This is a genomic window from Candidatus Poriferisocius sp. (assembly GCF_965204145.1).
GTDB lineage: Bacteria > Actinomycetota > Acidimicrobiia > Acidimicrobiales > Bin134 > Poriferisocius.
This window is the reverse complement of the sequence record NZ_OZ241977.1, coordinates 1,867,239-1,888,261: the sequence shown is the minus strand read 5'-3', so window position 1 is coordinate 1,888,261 and position 21,023 is coordinate 1,867,239. Positions and strand designations below refer to the sequence as shown.

The window sequence follows — 21,023 nt, the reverse complement described above, 5'->3', positions numbered from 1 at the left end:
CCCGTAATCTTGAGGGTTGATGGGCTGGGATCTGGACTCTTTTGCCGCGTCAGCCGCTTCGGTTAGCGACAACACCGCGGCGATGTACCGCCGCGAGATAAAAGCGTTCTCGGAATGGCTGGAGACGTCCCAAGCGGACCCCTCTTCGACGGTTTCCCGGGATACCGGCCCTGAAGACGTCGACCTTCGCGTCATCCGGCGATATCTGGCCTACCTGAGCACGCAGGGTTACGCCCGCCAGACGGTGGCTCGGAAAGCCACTTCCTTGCGCCGCTACTTCCGCTGGGCAGAGCGCACGGGCCGGGTCGCCGCCGACCCCACGATAGGCGCGATTACTCCGACTCGAGAGCGACATCTGCCGCGTGTGCTGCGCTCTGAGGAACTGGAAACCCTGTTGGACAAGCCGCGCGCAGCAATAGCCGACGACAACAACGCTCGACGCCAACGCGATGTCGCGGTACTGGAGCTGCTCTACGGCAGCGGCCTTCGGGTCAGCGAGGTCTGCGCCATCCGAGTCGGCGACATCGATTGGGAGCGTCGGCGCATGATCGTGAGAGGCAAGGGTTCGAAACAGCGAATCGCGCCACTGAGCGAGCCCGCGGCCACGGCCCTGGCAGAGTGGCTGGCCGATGGTCGGGAGGAGATGGCCGATCCGTCCGCAGCCGGTGATGCCCTGTTTGTGAATCTGTACGGCCGACCGCTGAACACTCAAGCAGTCCGTCGGCTTGTCAATCGAGCGGCCAGCACGCAGACCAACCCCCACGCCCTGCGCCATACCTTTGCCACTCATCTCCTCGATGGGGGGGCCGACCTCAGACAAGTACAGGAGCTATTGGGCCATTCCGATCTGGGATCCACGCAGATCTACACTCACGTCAGCCGGGACAGGCTTCAAAAAGTGGTGGAGGACAACCATCCTCGGGCATGACAGCCGCCAGAAGCCGGTAACCTGAGTTGGCTTCCCCCCGACTTCAAGATGCCGAGGGGATCTCATGGTGCTGGGAATGCGCATCGGCGGGTTGGCTGCCGCCGCGGTGTCTGCTTGGCTGGCGCTGCACCCTGCTCAACTACCACCAGAAACCTCGCCGCAGACTGCGCCGAAGGAGGAGTCGGCCGAGTCCCCCTTGGTGTACCAGCCTCCGGTGGATGCAGAGGTGATCGATTCATTCCGGGCGCCGGCGCATGTGGGGGCTCCCGGCAACAGAGGCCTGGAATACAACCCCGAGCCCGGGTTGCCGGTGCGGGCATCGGCAGCGGGCGAGGTGGTGTTCGCCGGGTCGGTGGCCCACAACCGGTTTGTGACCGTGCTCCACCGCGATGGGCTGCGCACCGCCTACGGGTACCTGGGCTGGACCGCTGTGGAAGAGGGCGAATGGGTCGCGCCCGGCCAGTTGCTGGGCACCACCTCTGCACGGTTCTTTTTCAGCGTCCGCGACGGAGACCACTACCTCGACCCCACCTTGGTATTGGCCGCAGGACATGTGCGGCTGGTACCCCACCTTGAGCCGCACGGCCGAAGTCGGCTTCCTGCCTATGGCTCGGACCGCTCGTCCGGCTATCGTTGAACCCGGCCTGGAAGCACTTCCCGGCCGAGACAATCACCGCCCGGGGCATCCCACGGTCGCCATTTGGTGCTGACCCCGGGTTTCGCTGAACCGCTGGGAGAGGAGAAACACCATGGCGCCAGTCGTCACGATGCGTCAGCTGCTTGATGCCGGAGTCCACTTCGGACACCAGACCCGGCGTTGGAATCCGAAGATGCAGCGCTTCATCTTCGGAGAGCGCAACGGCATTTACATCATCGATCTGACCCAGACGCTTGCCCATATTGAGATGGCCTACACCTTCGTCCGCGATCTGGTGGCCAGAGGCGGTCAGGTGCTGTTCGTGGGCACCAAGAAGCAGGCCCAAGACAGCGTGCAGAGCTACGCGGAGCGCGTGGGCATGCCATACGTGAACGAGCGATGGCTGGGTGGTCTCCTCACCAATTTCGAGACCATCTCCAAGCGCATGGGCAAAATGAAGGAATTCCAGCGGATGCGCAGCTCGGGCGAGCTAGACGTCATGCCCAAGAAAGAGGCTCTCCTCATCTCCCGGGAGCTGGCGAAGCTGGAGCGCAACCTCAACGGCATTCGCGATCTGACTCGGCCCCCCGACGCGGTGTTCGTGCTCGACACCAAAAAAGAGCACATCGCAGTGGCCGAGGCCAACAAGTTGAAACTGCCGGTCATTGCAGTGGTGGACACCAATTGCGATCCCGATGTCATCCAATACGTCATCCCTGGCAATGACGATGCGATCCGCTCCGGGGAGCTGATGTGCCGGATTATCAGCGATGCTGTTCTCGAGGGCCGCTACATGTCACGGGGAAATGCCGCCGACAAGCCCCAAGCCGTTGTGGAGGCGCCGTCTGAGGATGGTGCGCCGGCTGTTGTGGAGGCGCCGTCTGAGGATGGTGCATCGGTCGCTGATGCCGCGGAGCCAGCTGTTGAGACTGAGCAAATCGATTCCCAGGAGCAAGCGTGAGTTCATTTTCAGCCCAAGATGTCAAGGCTCTGCGCGACGCCACTGGCGCCGGAATGATGGACTGCAAGCGCGCCCTTACCGAGAACGACGGGGACATGGAGGCGGCCACCCAGTGGCTGCGCGAGAAGGGCATGGCCAAAGCGGCTGCTCGGGCCGATCGGGCCAGTGATCAGGGAGCGGTGGCCCTGGCGGTGGACAGCCATTCCGCCGCCATCGTGGAACTTCGCTGCGAGACCGACTTCTCCGCCAAGGCTGACGACTTCACCGCTTTGGCTGACGAGCTGGCCCAGCTCGTGCTGGCTGAGGGCGAAGACTCGGTGGAGTCCCGCAAAGCAGCCATTGAGGATCTCAGCCTGGCCAAGAAGGAGAACATCCGGTTGGGAAAGGTCGTCAAGATTCAGGCTGGCGATGGCAACATCCTGGATACCTACCTCCACTCCCAAGATGGCCGGGGGACAAGCGCAGTGGTGGTTGAGGTCCGCGGCCTGAGCCAGGAGATGGCCCATGAGGTCGCCCTCCACATTGCCTTCGCCAAGCCGTCGGTTCTGCACCGAGACGAGGTCGACCCCGAAGAGGTAGAGCGGGAGCGCATTGCGCTGACGGAGATGACCAAGGCCGAGGGCAAGCCCGAACAGGCCTGGGACAAGATCGTCACCGGCCGACTGAGGGCGTGGTATGCCGAGCGGGTGTTGCTGGAACAAGGCATGTTCGGGGAGAAGGAAACCGTGCAGTCCCGGTTGGGCGACGGTGAGATCGTCCGGTTCGAGCTGGCGGCCATCGGCAGCTGATCGATGACCACCGACGGCATCAAGCGATCAGGCCGGTGGGACCGGATCGTGCTGAAGCTCTCCGGCGAGGCCTTTGCCGGAGAGGCCGGATACGGCATCGACGGCGAGATTGCCGCTCAAATTGCCACCGAGATCGTCAAGGTCCGGGCCGAGTTCGACGTGGATGTAGCCGTCGTGGTGGGCGGTGGAAACATCTGGCGGGGGATGACCGGAGCCGGCGCAGGGATGGACCGAGCCCAAGCCGACTACATGGGGATGCTGGCCACGGTGATCAACGCTCTCGCGCTCCAAGACACCTTGGAACGGCTCAATCAGCCCACCCGGGTGCAGACGGCAATCGGTATGGCCCAGGTGGCTGAGCCGTATATCCGGCGAAGGGCGATCCGGCACCTCGAGAAGGGCCGGGTGGTTATTTTTGCCGCCGGAACCGGCAACCCGTTCTTCACCACCGACACTGCGGCCGCACTTCGGGCAGTGGAGGTCGAGGCCGGAGTTCTGCTGAAGGGCACCCACAGCGGAACCGACGGGATTTATACTGCCGACCCCCGGACCGATCCGAATGCTGAGAGACTCGATGAGGTGCAGTACTTGGACGTGCTGTCCCAGGGATTGAGGGCCATGGACAGCACCGCGGTTTCTTTGTGCATGGACAACAAATTGCCCATCGTCGTTTTCGACCTCATGAAACCGGGAAACGTAAGCGCCATACTCGACGGCCAACTGATCGGTACTCTGGTGTCATGAGGGATGCCCCAAGGCATCAAGAAGATGGATGGTCTGGCGATCGTTTTGGCGTTCTAGCCGAGGTTGTCCAGACAGGCCGGAACCATGACGACCGGCGATGAGCTGACCGATTTGGTGTTGGACGAAGCCGGTGGGCGCATGGATGCCGCGGTTCACCACACTCGCCAGCAGTTCGCCTCCGTCAGGACCGGACGGGCTTCCCCGGCGCTGTTCGAGAGGTTTCTCGTTGAGTACTACGGCACGGAGGTGCCTCTGCAACAGCTGGCCAGTTTCAGTGTCCCAGAAGCGCAGCTTCTCGTCATCTCCCCGTTCGACAAGGGCTCCATTTCCGCAATCGAGCGGGCGATTATCCAAGCTGATCTCGGGCTCAACCCCAGCAATGACGGCAACGTGGTGCGACTCACATTTCCGCCGCTGACCGAGGAACGGCGTCGCGAACTGGTCAGACTGGTCAAGCAGATGGCCGAAGAGGGGCGAGTGGCGATTCGGAACACTCGCCGCAGCGGCCGTCACGACATTGATCAACTCAGCAAAGGCGGCGACGTCTCCGAAGACGTCGCCGCCCGAACCGAGAAGGAACTTGACCGGCTAACCCACGACCATGAGCAGCTCATCAACGATGCGTTGAGCGTCAAGGAGCAAGAGCTGCTCGAGATCTAGCCTGGAGGGGCAGTGGACGACGACAATCCTTTCCAAAGACCAAATGACCAGTCTGAAGAGGCGCCTGAAGACGAACAGGCCATGTTCTTGGACGACCTGACTTCTTTGTTCGACGAAGAAGGAGACGAATCCGGCCTGCCTCGCTGGAATGAGGCTGCCGATGACGTCTCCGAGGCGGAGGAGACCTGGGACAACCTAGATCCCGTATGGCGTGAAGACGCCGAAGAGCGGTCGCTCTCCGACCTGTCTGATCCGACTGACATCGGCGATGCAACCGAGGGGGCAAGCGTCTTCGAAGACCCCGAGCCCACCGAGGCCGTGGAGTTTCCCTCGGTAGACCGGGTGGACGAGGTGCTGTCCTTGGATGTTTCCGATTCTCCGACCACCACAGAAATGGTCCAAACCCCGTCGCCCCTGTCTGCACCGGCCCCAATGGCGGTGCAGGCGCGGTCTTCTTCCTCCAACGGCAATCTGATGACTTCCATCGGGGTTGGATTGTTGTTGGGCGGGATTGTCTTGGGGGCAATTGCCTTGGGAGAGCGGGTCACGCTGGCCGTGCTCGTCATCGCGTTGTTGATCGCCGCGGCAGAGTGGTTCACCGCCTTGCGTCATGCGGGCTATCAGCCTCCCACACTGGTGGGCTTTGCCGCGGTGGTGGCCTTGCCGCTGGCCGCCTTCTGGCGAGGCGCCGATGGCATGGTGCTGGTGCTGGTCTTCGCGCTATTCGGTGCCGGGCTTTGGTATTTGAGCGGAGTCAGCCGCGACCGCCCACTGGCCAACCTCGGGGTGACCCTGCTGGGAATCACCTACATCGGAGTAACAGGGGCATTCGGCGGACTCCTGCTGGACATGCCCGATGGCGCCGAGCTGGTGCTGAGCGCATTGATCTTGACTGTGGCGCACGATGTCGGCGCGTTTGCCGTCGGGCGGGCTGCGGGTCGTACTCCGTTGTCCAAGGCCAGCCCCAACAAGACAGTGGAAGGATTGATCGGCGGCACCATCCTCACCATCGCGGCTGCATTGGTCTTCATCTCCATCCTGGAGATCGGACCCTTCGGAGACGGTGCTAGCTCACGTTCCGATGGTGTCATCCTGGGCATTGTGGTTGCGGTGGTGGCCCCGATGGCCGACCTTCTGGAGTCGGCCCTCAAGCGAGATATCGGCATAAAGGACATGGGCTCTCTGCTACCCGGCCACGGGGGGATGCTGGACCGGATTGACGCCCTGCTCTTTGTGCTGCCGGCCACTTACTTCACCGCTCTGATGCTTGATGTGATCTGAACCGGGGTTGCCGGATCATGGTCTCCCTATCTCTGCTTGGCTCCACCGGTTCAATCGGAGTTCAAACCCTGGATGTCGTCCGGGCCGAACCGGGCGTCTGGGACGTGGTGGCATTGGGCGCTGGCCGCTCGATCGACCAGGTGGTAGCCCAAGCTCGGGAGTTTCATCCCCGTCTTGTGGTGGTGGGCGACGCCGAACACGTACCCGAGGTCCAAGATGCGCTGCCGGGGACCACCGTGGCCAGCGGCCCGTCCGCGCTGGCCGACGCAGCAGCTATGGGGGAGGTGGTGGTCAACGGGGTTGTCGGGTTCGCCGGGCTGCCGGTGACGCTGGCTGCTCTTGAGGCTGGTCGGCGCCTAGCCCTGGCCAACAAGGAGTCGCTGATCGCAGCCGGTCCAGTTGTCCAGCGTGCCCGCCAAACTCCCGGCGCCGAATTGCTCCCCGTCGACAGCGAGCACTGCGCTGTCCACCAGTGCCTGCGGGCCAATGATGTGTTCACTGCTGAGGCGGGCATGGAGCGGGTTCACCGTATTGTCCTCACCGCCAGCGGAGGCCCCTTTCGAGGGCGGACGCTTGATGAGCTGGCCGATGTCACCGTGGACCACGCTCTCGCCCATCCCACGTGGAGCATGGGGCCCAAGATCACGGTGGACTCATCCACGCTGATGAACAAGGGCCTGGAGGTGATCGAGGCCAACGAGCTGTTCGGTTTGGGGTATGACCGCATCGAGGTTGTGGTCCATCCGCAGTCGGTGGTCCACTCCATGGTGGAGTACACCGATGGCGCCACCATTGCCCAGCTTTCCCTGCCAGATATGCGGTTGTGCATCGGCTATGCCATGGCCTATCCCGACCGCATTGCCACGCCGTTTGGTCGCATTGACTGGGCAGAGCTGCGCCGCCTGGATTTCGAGCCCCCTGATACCGAGGCATTTCCCTGCCTGAATCTGGCCTACACCGCCGGGCGCATGGGTGAGACTGCACCTGCGCTGCTGAATGCGGCCAACGAAGTGGCCGTGCAGGCTTTTCTCGATCAGCGGATACGATGGACGGCAATTCCCGAGATTCTGGAGACGGTTTTAGGCGACCACGACCGCACCGAGGCCGACTCCCTGGAGGCGGTCATGGAGATCGACGGCAAAGCCCGAGCCGCTGCCGAGCACGTCGTCGCCCGCCAGTTCGACCGCAGCTAAGCGATGACCCTCGATCAAACTGGCTCCTCTCGGAGCGGCCAGACTCCATTGTCCCCCCTGGCCAGGCTGCGGGCATCTCGCGACGGCTGGGGCGGTTTGATATTGGCAGTAGGCCTGCTCGCGGTGGTTCGGGTGGTGTGGGGATTGCCGATGTTGATAGTGGTGCTGGCCGTTATCGGCATGATCTTCTTGCACGAGATGGGCCACTTTGTCGCCGCCCGGGCCTCAGGCATGAAGGTGACCGAGTTTTTCTTGGGATTCGGGCCCCGCCTGTGGTCGATGCGCCGGGGGGACACGGTGTACGGCCTCAAGGCAATCCCTGCTGGCGCCTATGTGCGGATCATCGGCATGAACAACTTGGAGGAGGTATCCCCGGCCGATGAGCATCGCACTTATCGCAGCAAGCCCTACTGGCGGCGCATGTCGGTGGCGGTGGCCGGATCGACCGTGCACTTCCTGTTGGCGCTTGTGCTGATTTTCTCCTTCCTGGTGATCGGCGGGAGGACTGAGAGCGTGCCCTCACCTGATTGGACGGTGAGCAGGGTGGAGTCCGGCTCGCCGGCCGAAGGCGCCGATCTGCAGGTGGGCGATCGCATTGTGTCGGTCAACGGCAGCCCGGTGGCCACCATGGACGACATGGTGGCGGTGTTGCCCGGCCCGGGGACGCCGGTGAGCCTGGGGGTCCAGCGAGATGGCGAGGTGCTGGTCCGCACGCTGACGCTCGACGCCCATCCGGGGGACGCCAGCCGTGGCTATATCGGTATCGGCTCCCGGTCGGCCTGGCTGTCCCAGTCGGTGGAGGTCGGGTATCTAGAGGCTGTTCCCGAGACGCTGGATGAGTTTGGGTTCTTGGTCAAGGAATCCGTTTTCGGCATCGGCAGTTTTTTCTCTCCCAGCGGTCTCAACAGCTTCTTCCGCGATGTGACCGACCAACCGACCCAGGACGCGGTTGCTCCGACCGGAGGCGGCATCCCGGTAGCAGCGCCTGTTGACGATCAAGACCGCGTGGTCTCGATCTTCGGGGCGCTCAAGATCGGTGCTGATCTCACCGAGAACGGCTATGGGAATCTGCTGCTGTTCTTGGCGCTGCTGAACGTGTTCATCGGAGTTTTCAACATGATTCCCCTGCTGCCCCTTGACGGGGGCCATGTGGTGATTGCCACCTACGAGCGTCTGCGCTCCTGGCGCGGCAATCGATACACCGCCGACGTGTCCAAGATGGTGCCGGTGGCGTATGCCGTCATCTTGATTCTGGTTTTTGTGTTCATTGGGTCCGTCTATTTGGACTTCACCGATCCGGTGCAACTTCCGAGTTGAGGAATGGGATGATCACGGGTAATTGCGAATGCCCCGGGCCGGGCGTGTCAAGCTGAGGGCATGGAAGTCGAGGCAGCTTTCGAGCGACGCCCCACCCGTCAGATCCATGTGGGGGATGTAGCTGTCGGCGGCGGCGCGCCGATCACTGTTCAGTCCATGACCACCACCCGCACTGCTGATGTGGAGGGCACCCTTCAGCAGATATACGCCCTGGCCGCGGCGGGGGCCGACATCGTCCGCTGCACGTGCAATGAGATTGAGGCCGCCGAGGGGTTGGCCCAGATCGTGCCCCGGTCTCCCGTGCCCATAGTGGCCGACATTCACCACCAGTATCGCATGGCGTTGGCCGCATTGGATGCGGGAGTCCAGTGCCTGAGGCTGAACCCCGGGAACATTCGCAAGCCGGAGCACATCCGGGCGGTGGCCTCGGAGTGCCGGGATCGCGGGGTTCCCATCCGCATCGGAGTGAACGGGGGATCGTTGCACCCCGACCTCTACCGCAAGTACGGCGACCGGGTTGTCCCGGAGGCCATGGTGGAGTCGGCCCAGATGGAACTCGACTACTTCAGGGAAGTGGACTTTGAAGACGTCAAGATCTCGGTCAAGGCGTCCAGCGTGCCCCTCATGATCGAGTCCTACCGACAGCTGGCCGAGGTCACCGACCATCCCCTGCACCTCGGGGTGACCGAAGCGGGGCCGCCCCCAGTGGGGTTGATCAAGTCAACTGCGGGCATTGGCACCCTCTTGGCCGAGGGAATCGGCGACACCATCCGCTACAGCCTTACCGCCGACCCGGTTCAAGAGGCGAAAGCCGGTCGGCAGCTTCTTGAGTCAATGGGGCTGCGGGAGCGCAAGAACGTCGATCTGATCGCCTGCCCGAGCTGCGGTCGGGCCGAGATCGATGTCTATGCAGTGGCGGAGCAGGCCATGGAGGCGTTCGGCGATCGGGAGATCCCCCTGCAAGTGGCGGTCATGGGCTGCGTGGTCAACGGTCCCGGCGAAGCCCGCGACGCCGATATCGGTATCGCGGCGGGCAACAAACGGGGCCATCTGTTCGTCAAGGGACGCAATGTGGCCGTGGTGGCCGAGGAGGAGATGGTATCGGCGCTGGTGGAATGGGCCGAGTTGATCCACGAGCATGGGCCAGAGGCCGCACTGGAGAAGGCCGACACGGTGGCCGCGGCGCGAGAGGCCGAGCGGGACCGGAGTCGCCTGCTAGCCGAGCAGGGCGACGATGCCAATCAGGCCAGCAGCAAAATAGATCTGATCCGCAGGAGAGCATGAACATGGCCGACAAAGGGGTGCTAACCCCGCAGAATGAGGACTTTCCCCGGTGGTATCAGGACATCCTCAACAAGGCCGAGTTGGCCGACAACGGACCGGTGCGGGGCACCATGGTGATCCGGCCCTACGGATATGCCCTTTGGGAGCGGATGCAGGCCGAGGTGGACCAGCGCATCAAGGCCGCCGGTGCCGACAACGCCTATTTTCCCCTGTTCATCCCCGAGAGCTACCTGAACCGGGAGTCTGACCACGTTGAGGGTTTCAGTCCCGAATTGGCGGTGGTCACCCAGGGCGGAGGGAGAGAACTGGCCGAGCCGGTGGTGGTGCGCCCCACCAGTGAGACCATCATCAATGCCTATTTCTCCAAATGGGTGCAGAGCCATCGCGACCTGCCGCTGCTCATAAATCAGTGGGCCAACGTCGTCCGCTGGGAGATGCGCCCTCGGATTTTCCTGCGAACCACGGAGTTCCTGTGGCAGGAAGGCCACACTGCCCATGCCACCCGCCAAGAAGCCCGCGACTACGCCGCCCGGATCCTTCACGAGGTGTATCGCGACTTCATGGAGTCGGTGTTGGCGATTCCGGTGCTCATTGGTTACAAGACCGAGGCTGAGCGGTTTCCCGGGGCCATCAACTCCATGTGTCTCGAAGGGATGATGCGCGACGGCAAGGCACTCCAGATGGGGACTTCCCATGAACTGGGCCAGAGCTTCGCGACCATGTTCGACATCACCTATTTGGATGCCGAGGGGAACCAGTCCCACGTATGGCAGACCTCGTGGGGAGTGTCGTCTCGCATGGTGGGCGGATTGATCATGGCCCACGGCGACGACAAGGGCCTGGTTGTCCCGCCCCGTTTGGCACCCATCCAAGCCGCGGTCATCGCGGTGCGCGACGCCGACGGGGTGGTGGAAGCCTGCCACCAGTTGACCGGCGAACTGGCAGCCGTCGGGATACGGGCGAGGGTGGACGATCGGACGGGAACGGGGTTTGGCCGCAGAGCCACCGACTGGGAGTTGAAGGGCGTGCCGGTCCGGGTGGAGATCGGACCCCGGGATCTCGAGCAGGGACAGGTCACCCTGGTGTCCCGAATCGGCGGCGAGAAGGAGGCGGTCAGCCTTTCTGAGGCGCCAACGCGGGTGGAATCGCTCCTGGATGCCATCCAGCAGCGGATTTACGACGATGCCATGACGTGGCGGGACTCGCGGATTGCCGAGGCCACCACGGCAGATGAGGTGCGGGAGGCATCGGCAACCGGATTTGCTCGGATACCGTGGGCCAAACTCGGTCCAGACGGAGAAGCCGACCTTGCCGAGGACGCAATCACCGTGCGATGCCTCCAGCGCCCCGACGGGTCGCTGCCCCAAAGCGGCGACGAGTCCGACCTGGTGGCGGTCTGCGGTCGGAGCTACTGAAAATCGCTCTTTCTGTGCAACGACACACCCGCGTTCAGCGGGTAAGATCGTCGATACATCGTCGATCTCTTTCGTTGGGTGAGGCGTGGGCTGGGGCCCACGCCTTCTCGCTTTGGGGAGCGGCAAGATAATAGGTTCACCGTCGGTCCAGGAAAGGGGCGAGATGTCAGTAGCAGACAACGTGCATGAGCTGCTCGCGCCCTTGTTCCAGGGGCGCGACTTGGAAATCTACGACCTCACCTTCGGAGGCGGGGTGCTGCGCATCATCGTGGACAGGCCGGGCGGTGTCAGCCTGGATGAGGTGGCCGATGCCTCCAAGGTGACCTCCCGCCTGTTGGACGACAACGACCTGATTCCCGGCCGGTACACCTTGGAGATAACCAGTCCCGGCCTGGAACGACCGCTGCGCCAGCCGGCGCACTATGTCCGAGCGATGGGCGAGACCATAAGCGTCAAACTCGGGCCCCAAATCGAAGGAGAACGCCGGATCCAGGGTGTGCTGACAGGATGCGACGATGATGGGATTACCATAGAAGAGAACGGAGTTGCTCATCGGATGGCCTTCGGCGACATCACCAAGGCCAGAACCGTTTTCGAATGGGGTCCAGAGCCAAGGAAGAAGATCAAGGAGAAGAGCAGCCGATGGATGCCGACACCCGGGGAGACATGCGGGCAGGCATCCAGGCTGCCAATACCTGGAAAGGACCAGGAGTGAATCCCGACATGTTGGAAGCCCTCCAGGCGCTAGCCGCAGACAAGGGAATCTCGGTGGACGCCCTGCTGGCTGCACTGGCCGATGCCCTTGAATCGGCCTACAAGCGCATGCCCGACAGCGAGGAATACGCCTGGGTCACCATCAATCCTGAGACTGCCGACATCCAGGTTTTCGCGCAAAAGCTGGACGAAGACGGGGAGCCGATCGGCGAGCCATTTGACGTGACACCTGACGGCTTCGGGCGCATCGCGGCCCAGACGACCAAGCAGGTGATGATGCAGCGCATTCGCGAGGTGGAGCGCGAGCTCAAATACGAGGAGTATGCCGGTCGTGAGGGCGACATCGTCACTGGGATTATCCAGCAGAACGATGCCCGCTACACACTGCTGGACTTGGGCCGGGTGGAAGCGCTCTTGCCTCAGGCGGAGCAGGTCCCCTTCGAGCGTCCCGATGCCAACAGCCGTCTCAAGGCCTACATCGTGGAGGTCCGCAAGACGGCCAAGGGGCCGCAAATCGTGGTGAGCCGCACCCATCCTGGGTTGATCAAGCGGCTGTTCGAATTGGAGGTGCCCGAGATTGCCGATGGGGTGGTGGAGATCAGGGCGTGTGCCCGGGAGCCTGGGCACCGGACAAAGATCGCGGTGGCGTCCAACGACACCAACGTGGACCCGGTCGGGGCTTGCGTGGGCGCCCGGGGCGCCCGGGTGCGCATGGTGGTCAATGAGTTGCGAGGAGAGAAGATCGACATCGTTCCGTTCGCGGAAGACGCGGCCGACTTTGTGGCCAAAGCGCTGTCCCCGGCCAAAATCAAGGAGGTCACCATCGATGAGGAGTCCGGGGTGGCCGAGGTCGTCGTACCCGACTACCAGCTTTCGCTGGCTATCGGCAAAGAAGGTCAAAATGCTCGGCTCTCGGCACGGTTGACCGGATGGCGAATCGACATCAAGAGCGAGACCCAACTCGCCCAAGAAGCTGCGTATGAGGAGATGGATTGGGCCGAGGGAGAATGGGTGGTAGACGAGGCAACTGGCGAGCAGGTTTGGCGACCAGCAGAAGGAGGGCCGGCGTTGTCAGCCGAGGAGTGGGCTGCTGAAGGCGCCGACGAGACGCCAGCCGAAGAGTTGGGGGAGACCACGGAAGGCGGTCCTCCACCGGAGTAGTGCCCAGCGCCTTGGATTGACTTCGAAATCTCAAGGCCGGGCGTGAGACAATAAATTCCCGACCCAAGTGGGTCGGCCGCGCAATGCGGACGGACCAAGAAAGAGCTTTTTGCCAGCAAAGATTCGGGTTTATGAGCTTGCCCGCGAGCTCGGCCTCACGAACAAGGAAACGCTTGATCTCTGTGTGCTTCTGGGGATCGGCGTCAACAGCCACTCTTCGAGCATCGTGGATGCTCAAGCGGATCGCGTCCGCCGGCGGGCACATCGTGATGGCCTGATTCGGCCGCCCGAGCCCGAACCCGAACCAGAGCCGGAGCCTGAACCCGAGCCCGAGCCGGAACCGGTTGTGGCCGAGGTCCCGTCAGAACCGGAGCCCGAGCCGGAGCCGATAGTGGCCGAGGTCCCGTCAGAACCGGAGCCCGAGCCGGAACCGGTTGTGGCCGAGGTCCCGTCAGAGCCGGAGCCCGAGCCGGAGCCAGAACCGGCCAAGCCCACGCGGGTAGTGACCTCCAGTGGGGGAATGCCTCCTCGTTCCCGTCCTGCGGCGCCCTCGACTGAGCCTCCTCCGAGCGCTTCTCCACCACCGCCTCGATCTGCGCCCAAACCGGCAGCCGAACCGCCGGCCGCTCAGCCAGCAGCTTCTGCTCGAACCAGTCCGCCGCTCTCCCGTTCGGGCAAGCCGATTCCGCCGCCCCCCGGCAGCCCACCGACGTCCTCTTCCGGCAAGCCGATTCCGCCGCCCCCCGGCCGGGGAGGCCGGGGTCCCTCGCCGAGTCCGCGAAGGGGTCCTCGTGGCCCCGCCCGTCCAGCAGTCGGTACCCAAGGGCCAGGAGTCGTCACCCCCGGTCGCTCTCCCGCCCCGCTCGCGGCGCGCGGCCCTGCCGGCGCGCTCGGCGGGCCTCCCAGCGGTGCTGGAGGTCCCGGCGGCCGCGGCCGAGGGGGTCCCCAGCGTCCACAACAGAGGCGGCGCAAGAGCCGGCGGCGTCGGCGGGTGGCCGAAGACCTCCAGCCCATGAACATCCCGGACTACACCCCGACGGACGCGGCAGCACCGACGGGTGTGGTGGTGGTAGAGCGAGCTGCGACGCCGTTGGAAGTGGGCCCGAAGCTGAATCAAACGGCTGCTGACGTCGTCCGCTTCCTCATGCAGCAAGGGGAGATGGTCACCGCCACCCAGTCGCTGACCGACGACATGATCGAGCTCTTTGCCGCCGAGGTCGGCGCGGAGATTCGACTGGTGGACCCTGGTGAAGAGCAAGAGAACGAACTGCTCAAGCTGCTCGAAGCCGACGGCGAAGATGATGAGCCCCAAGAGGACTTTCCCGTTCGGCCGCCAGTGATAACCGTCATGGGTCACGTGGACCACGGCAAGACCAAGCTGCTCGACCAGATCCGCAGCGCCAATGTGGCCGAAGGAGAGGCCGGCGGCATCACCCAGCACATCGGTGCCTACCAGGTGGAAAAGGACGGGCGGACGCTGACTTTTATCGACACGCCTGGGCACGCGGCATTCACGGCGATGCGGGCCCGGGGCGCCGATGCCACCGACATCGTGATCTTGGTAGTAGCGGCCGATGATGGGGTGATGCCCCAGACCCTGGAGGCCATCAACCATGCTCAGGCGGCCGATGTGCCCATCGTTGTTGCGGTCAACAAGATCGACCGCAACAACGCCGATCCCAATAGGACCATGCAACAGCTCTCCGAGCACGAGTTGGTGCCCGAGCAGTGGGGTGGCGAAACCATCATGGTGGAGGTCTCCGCTCTCCAGAACCAGGGGATCGACGACTTGCTCGAACAGTTGGCGGTAGTGGCCGAGGTAGAGGACCTGCGGGCGAATGCGGAGGGTCGGGCCCGAGGAGTGGTGCTGGAGTCCAACTTGGACATCGGACGGGGTCCCGTGGCCACACTGTTGGTCCAGCACGGAACTCTCAGGCGAGGAGATCCGGTGGTTGCCGGGGCATCGTGGGGGAGGGCCCGGGCACTGCTGGACGACCGCGGCAACCAGATTCAAGAGGCACTGCCATCCAAACCAGTCCAGGTTCTCGGGCTTTCCGATGTGGCCAATGCCGGCGACTCGTTCGTCGTCGCTCCCAATGAGAAGGTGGCGGCCAAGGTTGCCCAGACGCGAGAGCACTCCCAGCGCATCGCCAGCTTGGGCCGGGATGCCGCGGCCACCGCGGGCGGAGCGCGTCTGGAGGATATCTTCAGCCAGATCCAGGCTGGTGAGACTGCCACGCTGAACCTCATCGTCAAGGCCGATGTGAACGGATCGCTGGAAGCGGTCGTGGACAGCCTCCAGCGCCTTGGGCGAGATGAGGTGAAGCTGGCTTTCGTCCACCGGGGTGTGGGGGGTGTGACTGCCAACGACATCCAGTTGGCCGCGGCCTCCAACGCCACCATCATCGGTTTCAATGTCAGGCCTGATCGCAAAGCGAGGGAATTGGCCGAGCTGGAGAAGGTGGAGATCCGCACCTACGAGATCATCTACAGCCTGATCGAGGATGTGGAGAACGCCATGGTGGGGATGCTGGCACCGGAATTCGAGGAGGTCGTCACCGGCGACGCCGAGGTGCGAGAGATCTTCCGAATTCCCCGGGTGGGTGCGGTGGCCGGCTGCTACGTGCTCAACGGGGCCATCACCCGGGGCTCCAAAGTCCGGTTCCTGCGGGATGGGGCGGTCATTTGGCGGGGCACCGTCTCATCGCTCAAGCGATTCAAGGAAGATGTACGCGAAGTGCAGTCCGGTTACGAGTGCGGCATCGGCCTGTCCGACTTCCAAGACCTCAAGCAGGGTGACGTCATCGAGACGTTCGAGGAGCGAGAAGTCGCCCGAGTCTGACGATGCATGTGCTTGCCGTGGTCTACGACTTGCACATACCGGGCTGTCGTTCTCTGAAAGAGCGGCGATCAGTGCTGCGCCCTGTCCTGTCGGGCGTAACCCGAAAATTCGGCGTCTCGGTGGCAGAAACCGGCCACACCGACCTCTGGCAGCGGGCTGAGGTGGGCGTGGCGGTGGTATCGGGGCAACCCAGCCAATGCCGAACGCTCGCCGATGAGTTGGATCGCTATATGTGGTCGATTCCCGATATCGAAGTAGTGAGCTCCTCCTCCCACTGGCTGAACACAGACGAATAGCCGTGGCTCGCAATCGGCCATCGCGCCCCTCCCGCTACTCACGGTCAGCCCGGCTCGGCGAGCTGCTGCGAGAGATCGTGGCCTCTGAACTGGCCCGCTTGGACGACGACCGCTTGGAGTTGGCCAGCATCACCGGGGTGGAAACCAGCGTCGAGTTGAGCCGGGCAACCGTGTTCATCAGCGCTCTGGACGAAGAGGCGGCCTCTGCCGCCCTCGAGGCCCTAGAGGAGCACCGTCTCCAACTCAAACAGGCGGTGGCCCGCTCAGCAGCGATGCGGAGAGTTCCCGACCTGGCTTTCGCCCTTGATCCCTCGATCTCGGCTGGCGAGCGAGTTGACCGGATTCTGCGAGACCTTGCTGACGAGGCCGAAGAGTGAGTACATCCGACGGGTTGGCGGTCATCGACAAAGAAGCTGGGTGGACCTCTCATGATGTGGTGGCCAAGGCCAGGGGCGTCTTCGGCACCCGCAAGGTGGGGCACGCCGGCACGCTGGACCCCGACGCAACTGGAGTCCTGCTCTTGGGAGTGGGCCGGGCCACTCGGCTATTGCGGTTTCTCACCCCGCTGAGGAAGAAGTATGTAGGCGAGCTCGTCTTGGGCGAAGAGACCACCACGCTTGATGCGGCCGGCGAGGTCACCGCGGTCCACGACATGTCTGGGGTCACCTCGAAGCAGGTGGGCGAAGCGGCGTCGGGCTTTGTCGGCGACATCATGCAGGTTCCGCCCATGGTGTCGGCGGTAAGGGTGGAGGGGCGTCGACTGCACGAATTGGCCCGGGAGGGGGTCGAGGTGGAGCGCCAAGCCCGCCCGGTGACTGTCCACGATCTGACCGTTGCGCCGGTGGACGTCCCCGCCGGTGTGTACCGCCTTGAAGTGAGCTGTTCGTCGGGCACCTACATCCGATCGCTGGCTGCCGATATCGGCACTGCCCTGGGGGGAGGCGGGCACCTGCGGGCCTTGCGGCGCATCGCCATCGGCTCCTTTGCCGTCGACGAGTCCCGGCCGGTGGACGCGCCGGTGCTCTTGTCCATGGCGGAGGCCTTGCGCGACTACCCCGCGGTTACGGTCGATGAAGTTCTCGGTGGCCGGATAGCCAATGGACAAGTGCTGGCAGCCGAAGAATTGGCGATGCAGGATAAGGGCCCCTGGGCTGTGCTCGGGCCGGCGGGCCAGCTCTTGGCTGTCTATGAGGCCCATACCCCCGGCCTCGTCAAACCGGCGGTGGTCATCGGTCGGTAGAGCGTTCTCGACGGCCGCGGCCCAACCGGGATTGTCCAGTCTGAGGCTGCGGCCGCTACCGTGCAACGCGGTGCAGGTCATCGAAGACTTTGGCCGCCTTGAAGGCATTGAGGACACCGCGGCCAGCATCGGGGTGTACGACGGTGTCCATGTCGGGCATCAGGCTGTCATCAATCAGCTTCTCTCGGAGGCTGAGCGGCTGGGCGTGGCGCCCGCGGTGGTCACCTTCGACCGCCACCCGGCGCTGGTGCTGCGGCCAGAGAACGCTCCCAAGCTGCTGAACTCCCTCGATCAGAAGCTGGAACTGCTTGAGGCGGCCGGCATCGAGTATGTGTACCTGATTGAGTTCTCTCCAGACCGAGCCCACACGATGCCGGAGGAATTCGTGCGCGAGGTCTTTGTGAAGAGGTTGCGGGTGCGGAGTGTGGTGGTGGGGGAGGACTTCCACTTTGGGCGGGCGCGTCTGGGCAATATCGACACGTTGAGGAAATTCGGTATGGAGATGGGCTTCGAGGTTCACGCGGTGACGCTTCTTCATCACGACGAGAAATGGCCCGAGCCGGTGTCCTCAACTGCCGTGCGCCGGGCGCTGGCCGGCGGGGATGTCCGCACGGCGGCGGCCATGTTGGGGCGGTACCACGAGATCAGGGGGAAGGTCGTGCTGGGTGATCGGCGGGGGATGACCATCGGGTTTCCCACCGCCAACGTCCCAGTTTCCATGGCCATGGCCTGGCCGGCCGACGCGGTGTATGCCGGCTGGTACACCCGGCCCGACGGATCCCGGTACATGGCGGCCATCAACATCGGCCGACGCCCCACCTTTTATGAGCACGCTCAGCAATCGCTGCTGGAGGCCCATCTCCTGGATTTTGAGGGCGACCTCTACGGTGAGGAGGCCAGAGTGGAGTTTGTTGAGCTGCTCAGAAGCGAGCACCGCTTCGACGGCATCGAGTCCCTGGTCAAACAACTCCGCATCGACGTTGCCCTGTCCAGGGAGATCTTGATGGCCGAACCGCCCTGCTAGTCGGCATGGAGCTCGCTCTCTTCTCGGAGATCCCGGTGCCCCGCCCGTGGCACCACAACAGCGAACAGCTTCGCTATCAAGAGCTCATCCAACAGGCCGTGCTGGCCGATCAGCTTGGCTATCACAGCTTCTGGACGGTCGAGCACCATTTCTTGGAGGAAATGTCGCACAGCTCCAATCCCGAGGTGCTCTACGGGGCAGTGGCCGCGCTCACCGAGCAGATTCGCTTGGGCTACGGCGTGCGACTGACGCCCACCCCTTACAACCATCCGGTTCGCAGTGCAGAGTCGGCCGCCACCCTGGACTTGGTTAGCGGGGGACGGGTGGAGTTCGGCACCGGCCGTTCCACCACCCGGGCCGAGCTCGAGGGCTTCGGGATCGATCCCCGTGAGACCAGGGCCATGTGGGCCGAGGCCGTCGGGCACATCGCGGGCTGTTGGCTGAATGACGAATACGAGTTCGAAGGCCAGTACTGGTCGATGCCTCGACGCCGGGTTCTGCCCAAGCCGGTGCAGAAGCCCCATCCTCCGTTGTGGGCAGCCACCGGCAGCCGGGAAACCCACCAGCTGGTGGGGGAGATGGGGATGGGGCTTCTGTCGTTCAGCGCTGGGGTGTCGCTGGAGGAACTGGCGCTGCGAATCGGCCTATACCGCGACGCGGTCACGGCCTGCCAGAACCCGGTAGGCGGCTATGTGAACAACCGGGTGGCTACCTTCGCCATGTTCCACTGCGCCCCCACCACGGCCGAGGCCTACGAGAATGCCCGAGAGTCGTTCTGGTGGTATCCCACGGTGGCATTCAAGCTGGTGGGCAGCGTGGCGGAGATGCTCCAAGAGGAGGGCGCCGATCTCGGCGATTGGAACTATCTGCGGTATCTGCCCGGAATGACCGCGGACGCCGATTGGGATACCACGTTCAGCATCGAGGACCTAGTGGAGCAGGGCGTGGCCGTCGCCGGCGATCCCGAACAGTGCATCGAGCTCTGCCAGGGTTTCGCCGATCTCGGCGTCGACCTGCTGCTGTGCATGATGAACCCCTACGCCATCCCCCACGACAAGGTCATGGAGAGCATCCGCCTCACCGCCACCCATGTCCTCCCCGCCCTTCAGCGCTGAACTACCGTTGGCCATCGAGCAGGGCGTTGACCGCGTCCCTTGTGGGCATGGAAGGCTGGGCGCCAGGGGTGGCTACGGCGAGGGCGCCGGCGGCGTTGGCGAAGCGGACGGCCTCGATCAGCGAGCGCTCTTCAGCCAGGGCGACGCCCAAGGCGCCGCAGAAGGCATCTCCTGCGCCGGTGGGATCCACGACTTCTGCGGGGTAGGAGGGAACCAGTACATCGTCAAGCTGGGCGCCTCGGCCGCCCAGGGTGATGACTGTTTGGCAATGGCCGGTGTCGGGGCCAATCGCTTCGATTTGGACCTGCTCGGCTCGGTTCACCACCAAGACGTCGGTGAGCGGGACGACCGCTTCGACGAGAAATGGGTCCACCGGCGCAGGGTTGAACACCACGGTGGTACCCCCTGACCGGGCGGCTTGGGCTGCCCTCCTGGCGCCCGCCGCCCCCACTTCCCCTTGCAGCAGAAGCACCTCGGCGGCCGCGATCACCTCGGCTGCTGCGTCAGCGTTGGCGATCCCGGTGCTGGCGTTGGCGCCGGGGACGATGACGATGGAGACGTCTGCCGGGGTGATGAGCGGCACTGCCGTGCCGGTGGGCTCTTCAGCGATTCGGACAAGGCTGGTGTCCACCCCGCTGTTGTTGAGCATTTCCAAGAGCCAGCGCCCCCGGTCATCGTCGCCCACGCAGCCCACCATATGGGTGTCGGCGCCGAGTCGGGCCGCAGCGGTTGCCTGGTTGGCGCCCTTGCCCCCGGAGAACGCCTCCATTCGTTGGGCCCTCAGCGTCTCGTCGGGGCCGGGAAGCCGATCCAGCCAGATTGACAGGTCGTAGTTGAGGCTCCCGAAGGACACCACCTTCACAGACACCAGTATCTCTCAAATGGCTCAGGTAGGTGTTTCGGTGTGGGGAGTGGTAGCTTTACTGGGTCCCCCGGGCACAGGCACGGCAAGGAGTTGTGCATTCGCCCGTTTTCTGACCGACGGACACACTGAGTAGGGATGGCCGAGAAGCTAGCGTCCAAGACCGCGACGATCGAGAATCACCGCCTGCATGACACTGATACAGGCTCACCCGAGGTGCAGATCGCTCTGCTCACTGAGCGGATCAATCACCTCACCGAGCACCTGAAAGTGCATGTGAAGGACCACCACAGCAGGCGGGGCTTGCTGATGATGGTGGGCCGCCGGCGACGGCTGCTCGACTACGTCAAGGACAACGATGTGGAGCGGTACCGAGGCATTATCGCCGAACTCGGACTTCGCCGCTGAGGATCGGGCGTCGCCCAGGCGACTTTATGAAAACAGACAAGCGGGCCTAGAGAGAGGCCAGCTGCCAGTTGAAGGGGCCGAGCCAGGCTGGGCCTCTCCAACTGGGAACTGGCTCCGTGGGCTCGCTCGGACCTCATGTGGTCCGGAGAGGAG

At 63.8% G+C, this 21,023-nt stretch carries 21 protein-coding genes and 1 pseudogene; 21 read left to right on the top strand and 1 reads right to left on the bottom strand.

Annotated features, from left to right (window positions below):
- The first annotated feature begins 19 nt into the window (after positions 1-19).
- The 20 genes and pseudogenes from ACOGI7_RS08740 (at position 20) to ACOGI7_RS08645 (ending at position 19,600) form a co-directional block, all read left to right on the top strand.
- On the top strand, positions 20-928 hold the full coding sequence (locus tag ACOGI7_RS08740) for a tyrosine-type recombinase/integrase (protein WP_419848374.1): 909 nt from the start codon (positions 20-22) through the stop codon (positions 926-928).
- Positions 929-992: 64 nt separating this feature from the next.
- On the top strand, positions 993-1,565 hold the full coding sequence (locus ACOGI7_RS08735; RefSeq protein ID WP_419848373.1) for a peptidoglycan DD-metalloendopeptidase family protein: 573 nt from the start codon (positions 993-995) through the stop codon (positions 1,563-1,565).
- A 112-nt stretch (positions 1,566-1,677) separates the two neighbouring features.
- On the top strand, positions 1,678-2,526 hold the full coding sequence (gene rpsB, locus ACOGI7_RS08730) for a 30S ribosomal protein S2 (protein WP_419848372.1): 849 nt from the start codon (positions 1,678-1,680) through the stop codon (positions 2,524-2,526).
- On the top strand, positions 2,523-3,314 hold the full coding sequence (gene tsf / locus ACOGI7_RS08725; protein ID WP_419848371.1) for a translation elongation factor Ts: 792 nt from the start codon (positions 2,523-2,525) through the stop codon (positions 3,312-3,314). Before rpsB ends, tsf begins: the two co-directional genes overlap by 4 nt.
- Positions 3,315-3,317: 3 nt before the next feature.
- The gene (gene pyrH / locus ACOGI7_RS08720) at positions 3,318-4,058 is read left to right on the top strand and encodes a UMP kinase (RefSeq protein WP_419848370.1); all 741 of its coding nucleotides are present in this window, start codon (positions 3,318-3,320) and stop codon (positions 4,056-4,058) included.
- A 102-nt stretch (positions 4,059-4,160) separates the two neighbouring features.
- On the top strand, positions 4,161-4,718 hold the full coding sequence (gene frr / locus ACOGI7_RS08715) for a ribosome recycling factor (RefSeq protein ID WP_419851488.1): 558 nt from the start codon (positions 4,161-4,163) through the stop codon (positions 4,716-4,718).
- 12 nt (positions 4,719-4,730) lie between these two features.
- On the top strand, positions 4,731-5,999 hold the full coding sequence (locus ACOGI7_RS08710; protein ID WP_419848369.1) for a phosphatidate cytidylyltransferase: 1,269 nt from the start codon (positions 4,731-4,733) through the stop codon (positions 5,997-5,999).
- Positions 6,000-6,016: 17 nt separating this feature from the next.
- A complete protein-coding gene (dxr, locus tag ACOGI7_RS08705; protein ID WP_419848368.1) occupies positions 6,017-7,192 on the top strand; it encodes a 1-deoxy-D-xylulose-5-phosphate reductoisomerase in 1,176 nt (391 codons plus the stop codon).
- 3 nt (positions 7,193-7,195) lie between these two features.
- The gene (locus tag ACOGI7_RS08700; RefSeq protein WP_419848367.1) at positions 7,196-8,509 is read left to right on the top strand and encodes a M50 family metallopeptidase; all 1,314 of its coding nucleotides are present in this window, start codon (positions 7,196-7,198) and stop codon (positions 8,507-8,509) included.
- 60 nt (positions 8,510-8,569) lie between these two features.
- Positions 8,570-9,793, top strand: a complete 1,224-nt coding sequence (gene ispG / locus ACOGI7_RS08695) for a flavodoxin-dependent (E)-4-hydroxy-3-methylbut-2-enyl-diphosphate synthase (RefSeq protein WP_419848366.1) — start codon at positions 8,570-8,572, stop codon at positions 9,791-9,793.
- A 2-nt stretch (positions 9,794-9,795) separates the two neighbouring features.
- A complete protein-coding gene (gene proS, locus ACOGI7_RS08690; protein WP_419851487.1) occupies positions 9,796-11,208 on the top strand; it encodes a proline--tRNA ligase in 1,413 nt (470 codons plus the stop codon).
- A 163-nt stretch (positions 11,209-11,371) separates the two neighbouring features.
- A complete protein-coding gene (gene rimP, locus ACOGI7_RS08685; protein ID WP_419848365.1) occupies positions 11,372-11,923 on the top strand; it encodes a ribosome maturation factor RimP in 552 nt (183 codons plus the stop codon).
- The gene (gene nusA, locus ACOGI7_RS08680) at positions 11,851-13,083 is read left to right on the top strand and encodes a transcription termination factor NusA (RefSeq protein ID WP_419848364.1); all 1,233 of its coding nucleotides are present in this window, start codon (positions 11,851-11,853) and stop codon (positions 13,081-13,083) included. The genes rimP and nusA overlap by 73 nt, the downstream gene beginning before the upstream one ends.
- Before the next feature lie 67 nt (positions 13,084-13,150).
- Positions 13,151-13,315: pseudogene (locus ACOGI7_RS08675) on the top strand (translation initiation factor IF-2 N-terminal domain-containing protein); the annotation flags it as partial.
- A 759-nt stretch (positions 13,316-14,074) separates the two neighbouring features.
- A complete protein-coding gene (infB, locus tag ACOGI7_RS08670; RefSeq protein ID WP_419851486.1) occupies positions 14,075-15,925 on the top strand; it encodes a translation initiation factor IF-2 in 1,851 nt (616 codons plus the stop codon).
- 2 nt (positions 15,926-15,927) lie between these two features.
- Positions 15,928-16,221 (top strand): DUF503 domain-containing protein, encoded by a 294-nt coding sequence (locus ACOGI7_RS08665; RefSeq protein WP_419848363.1) that lies wholly within the window; start codon positions 15,928-15,930, stop codon positions 16,219-16,221.
- Between the two features lie 2 nt (positions 16,222-16,223).
- Positions 16,224-16,598: a 30S ribosome-binding factor RbfA gene (gene rbfA, locus ACOGI7_RS08660; RefSeq protein WP_419848362.1), complete on the top strand. Its 375-nt coding sequence runs from the start codon at positions 16,224-16,226 to the stop codon at positions 16,596-16,598.
- On the top strand, positions 16,595-17,461 hold the full coding sequence (gene truB / locus ACOGI7_RS08655) for a tRNA pseudouridine(55) synthase TruB (RefSeq protein ID WP_419848361.1): 867 nt from the start codon (positions 16,595-16,597) through the stop codon (positions 17,459-17,461). Before rbfA ends, truB begins: the two co-directional genes overlap by 4 nt.
- A gap of 70 nt (positions 17,462-17,531) precedes the next feature.
- Entirely contained in the window at positions 17,532-18,485 is a 954-nt protein-coding gene (locus tag ACOGI7_RS08650) for a bifunctional riboflavin kinase/FAD synthetase (protein WP_419848360.1), read from the top strand.
- 5 nt (positions 18,486-18,490) lie between these two features.
- Complete coding sequence (locus ACOGI7_RS08645; RefSeq protein ID WP_419848359.1) at positions 18,491-19,600, top strand: LLM class flavin-dependent oxidoreductase; 1,110 nt, start codon at positions 18,491-18,493, stop codon at positions 19,598-19,600.
- A gap of 1 nt (position 19,601) precedes the next feature.
- Here ACOGI7_RS08645 and ACOGI7_RS08640 read toward each other — a convergent pair whose 3' ends face one another.
- A complete protein-coding gene (locus ACOGI7_RS08640) occupies positions 19,602-20,468 on the bottom strand; it encodes a ribokinase (protein ID WP_419848358.1) in 867 nt (288 codons plus the stop codon).
- Between the two features lie 132 nt (positions 20,469-20,600).
- On the opposite strand from ACOGI7_RS08640, the gene rpsO reads away from it, so the two are divergent.
- Positions 20,601-20,870, top strand: coding sequence for a 30S ribosomal protein S15 (gene rpsO, locus ACOGI7_RS08635; RefSeq protein WP_419848357.1), 270 nt, complete (start codon positions 20,601-20,603; stop codon positions 20,868-20,870).
- The last annotated feature ends 153 nt before the right edge of the window (positions 20,871-21,023 follow it).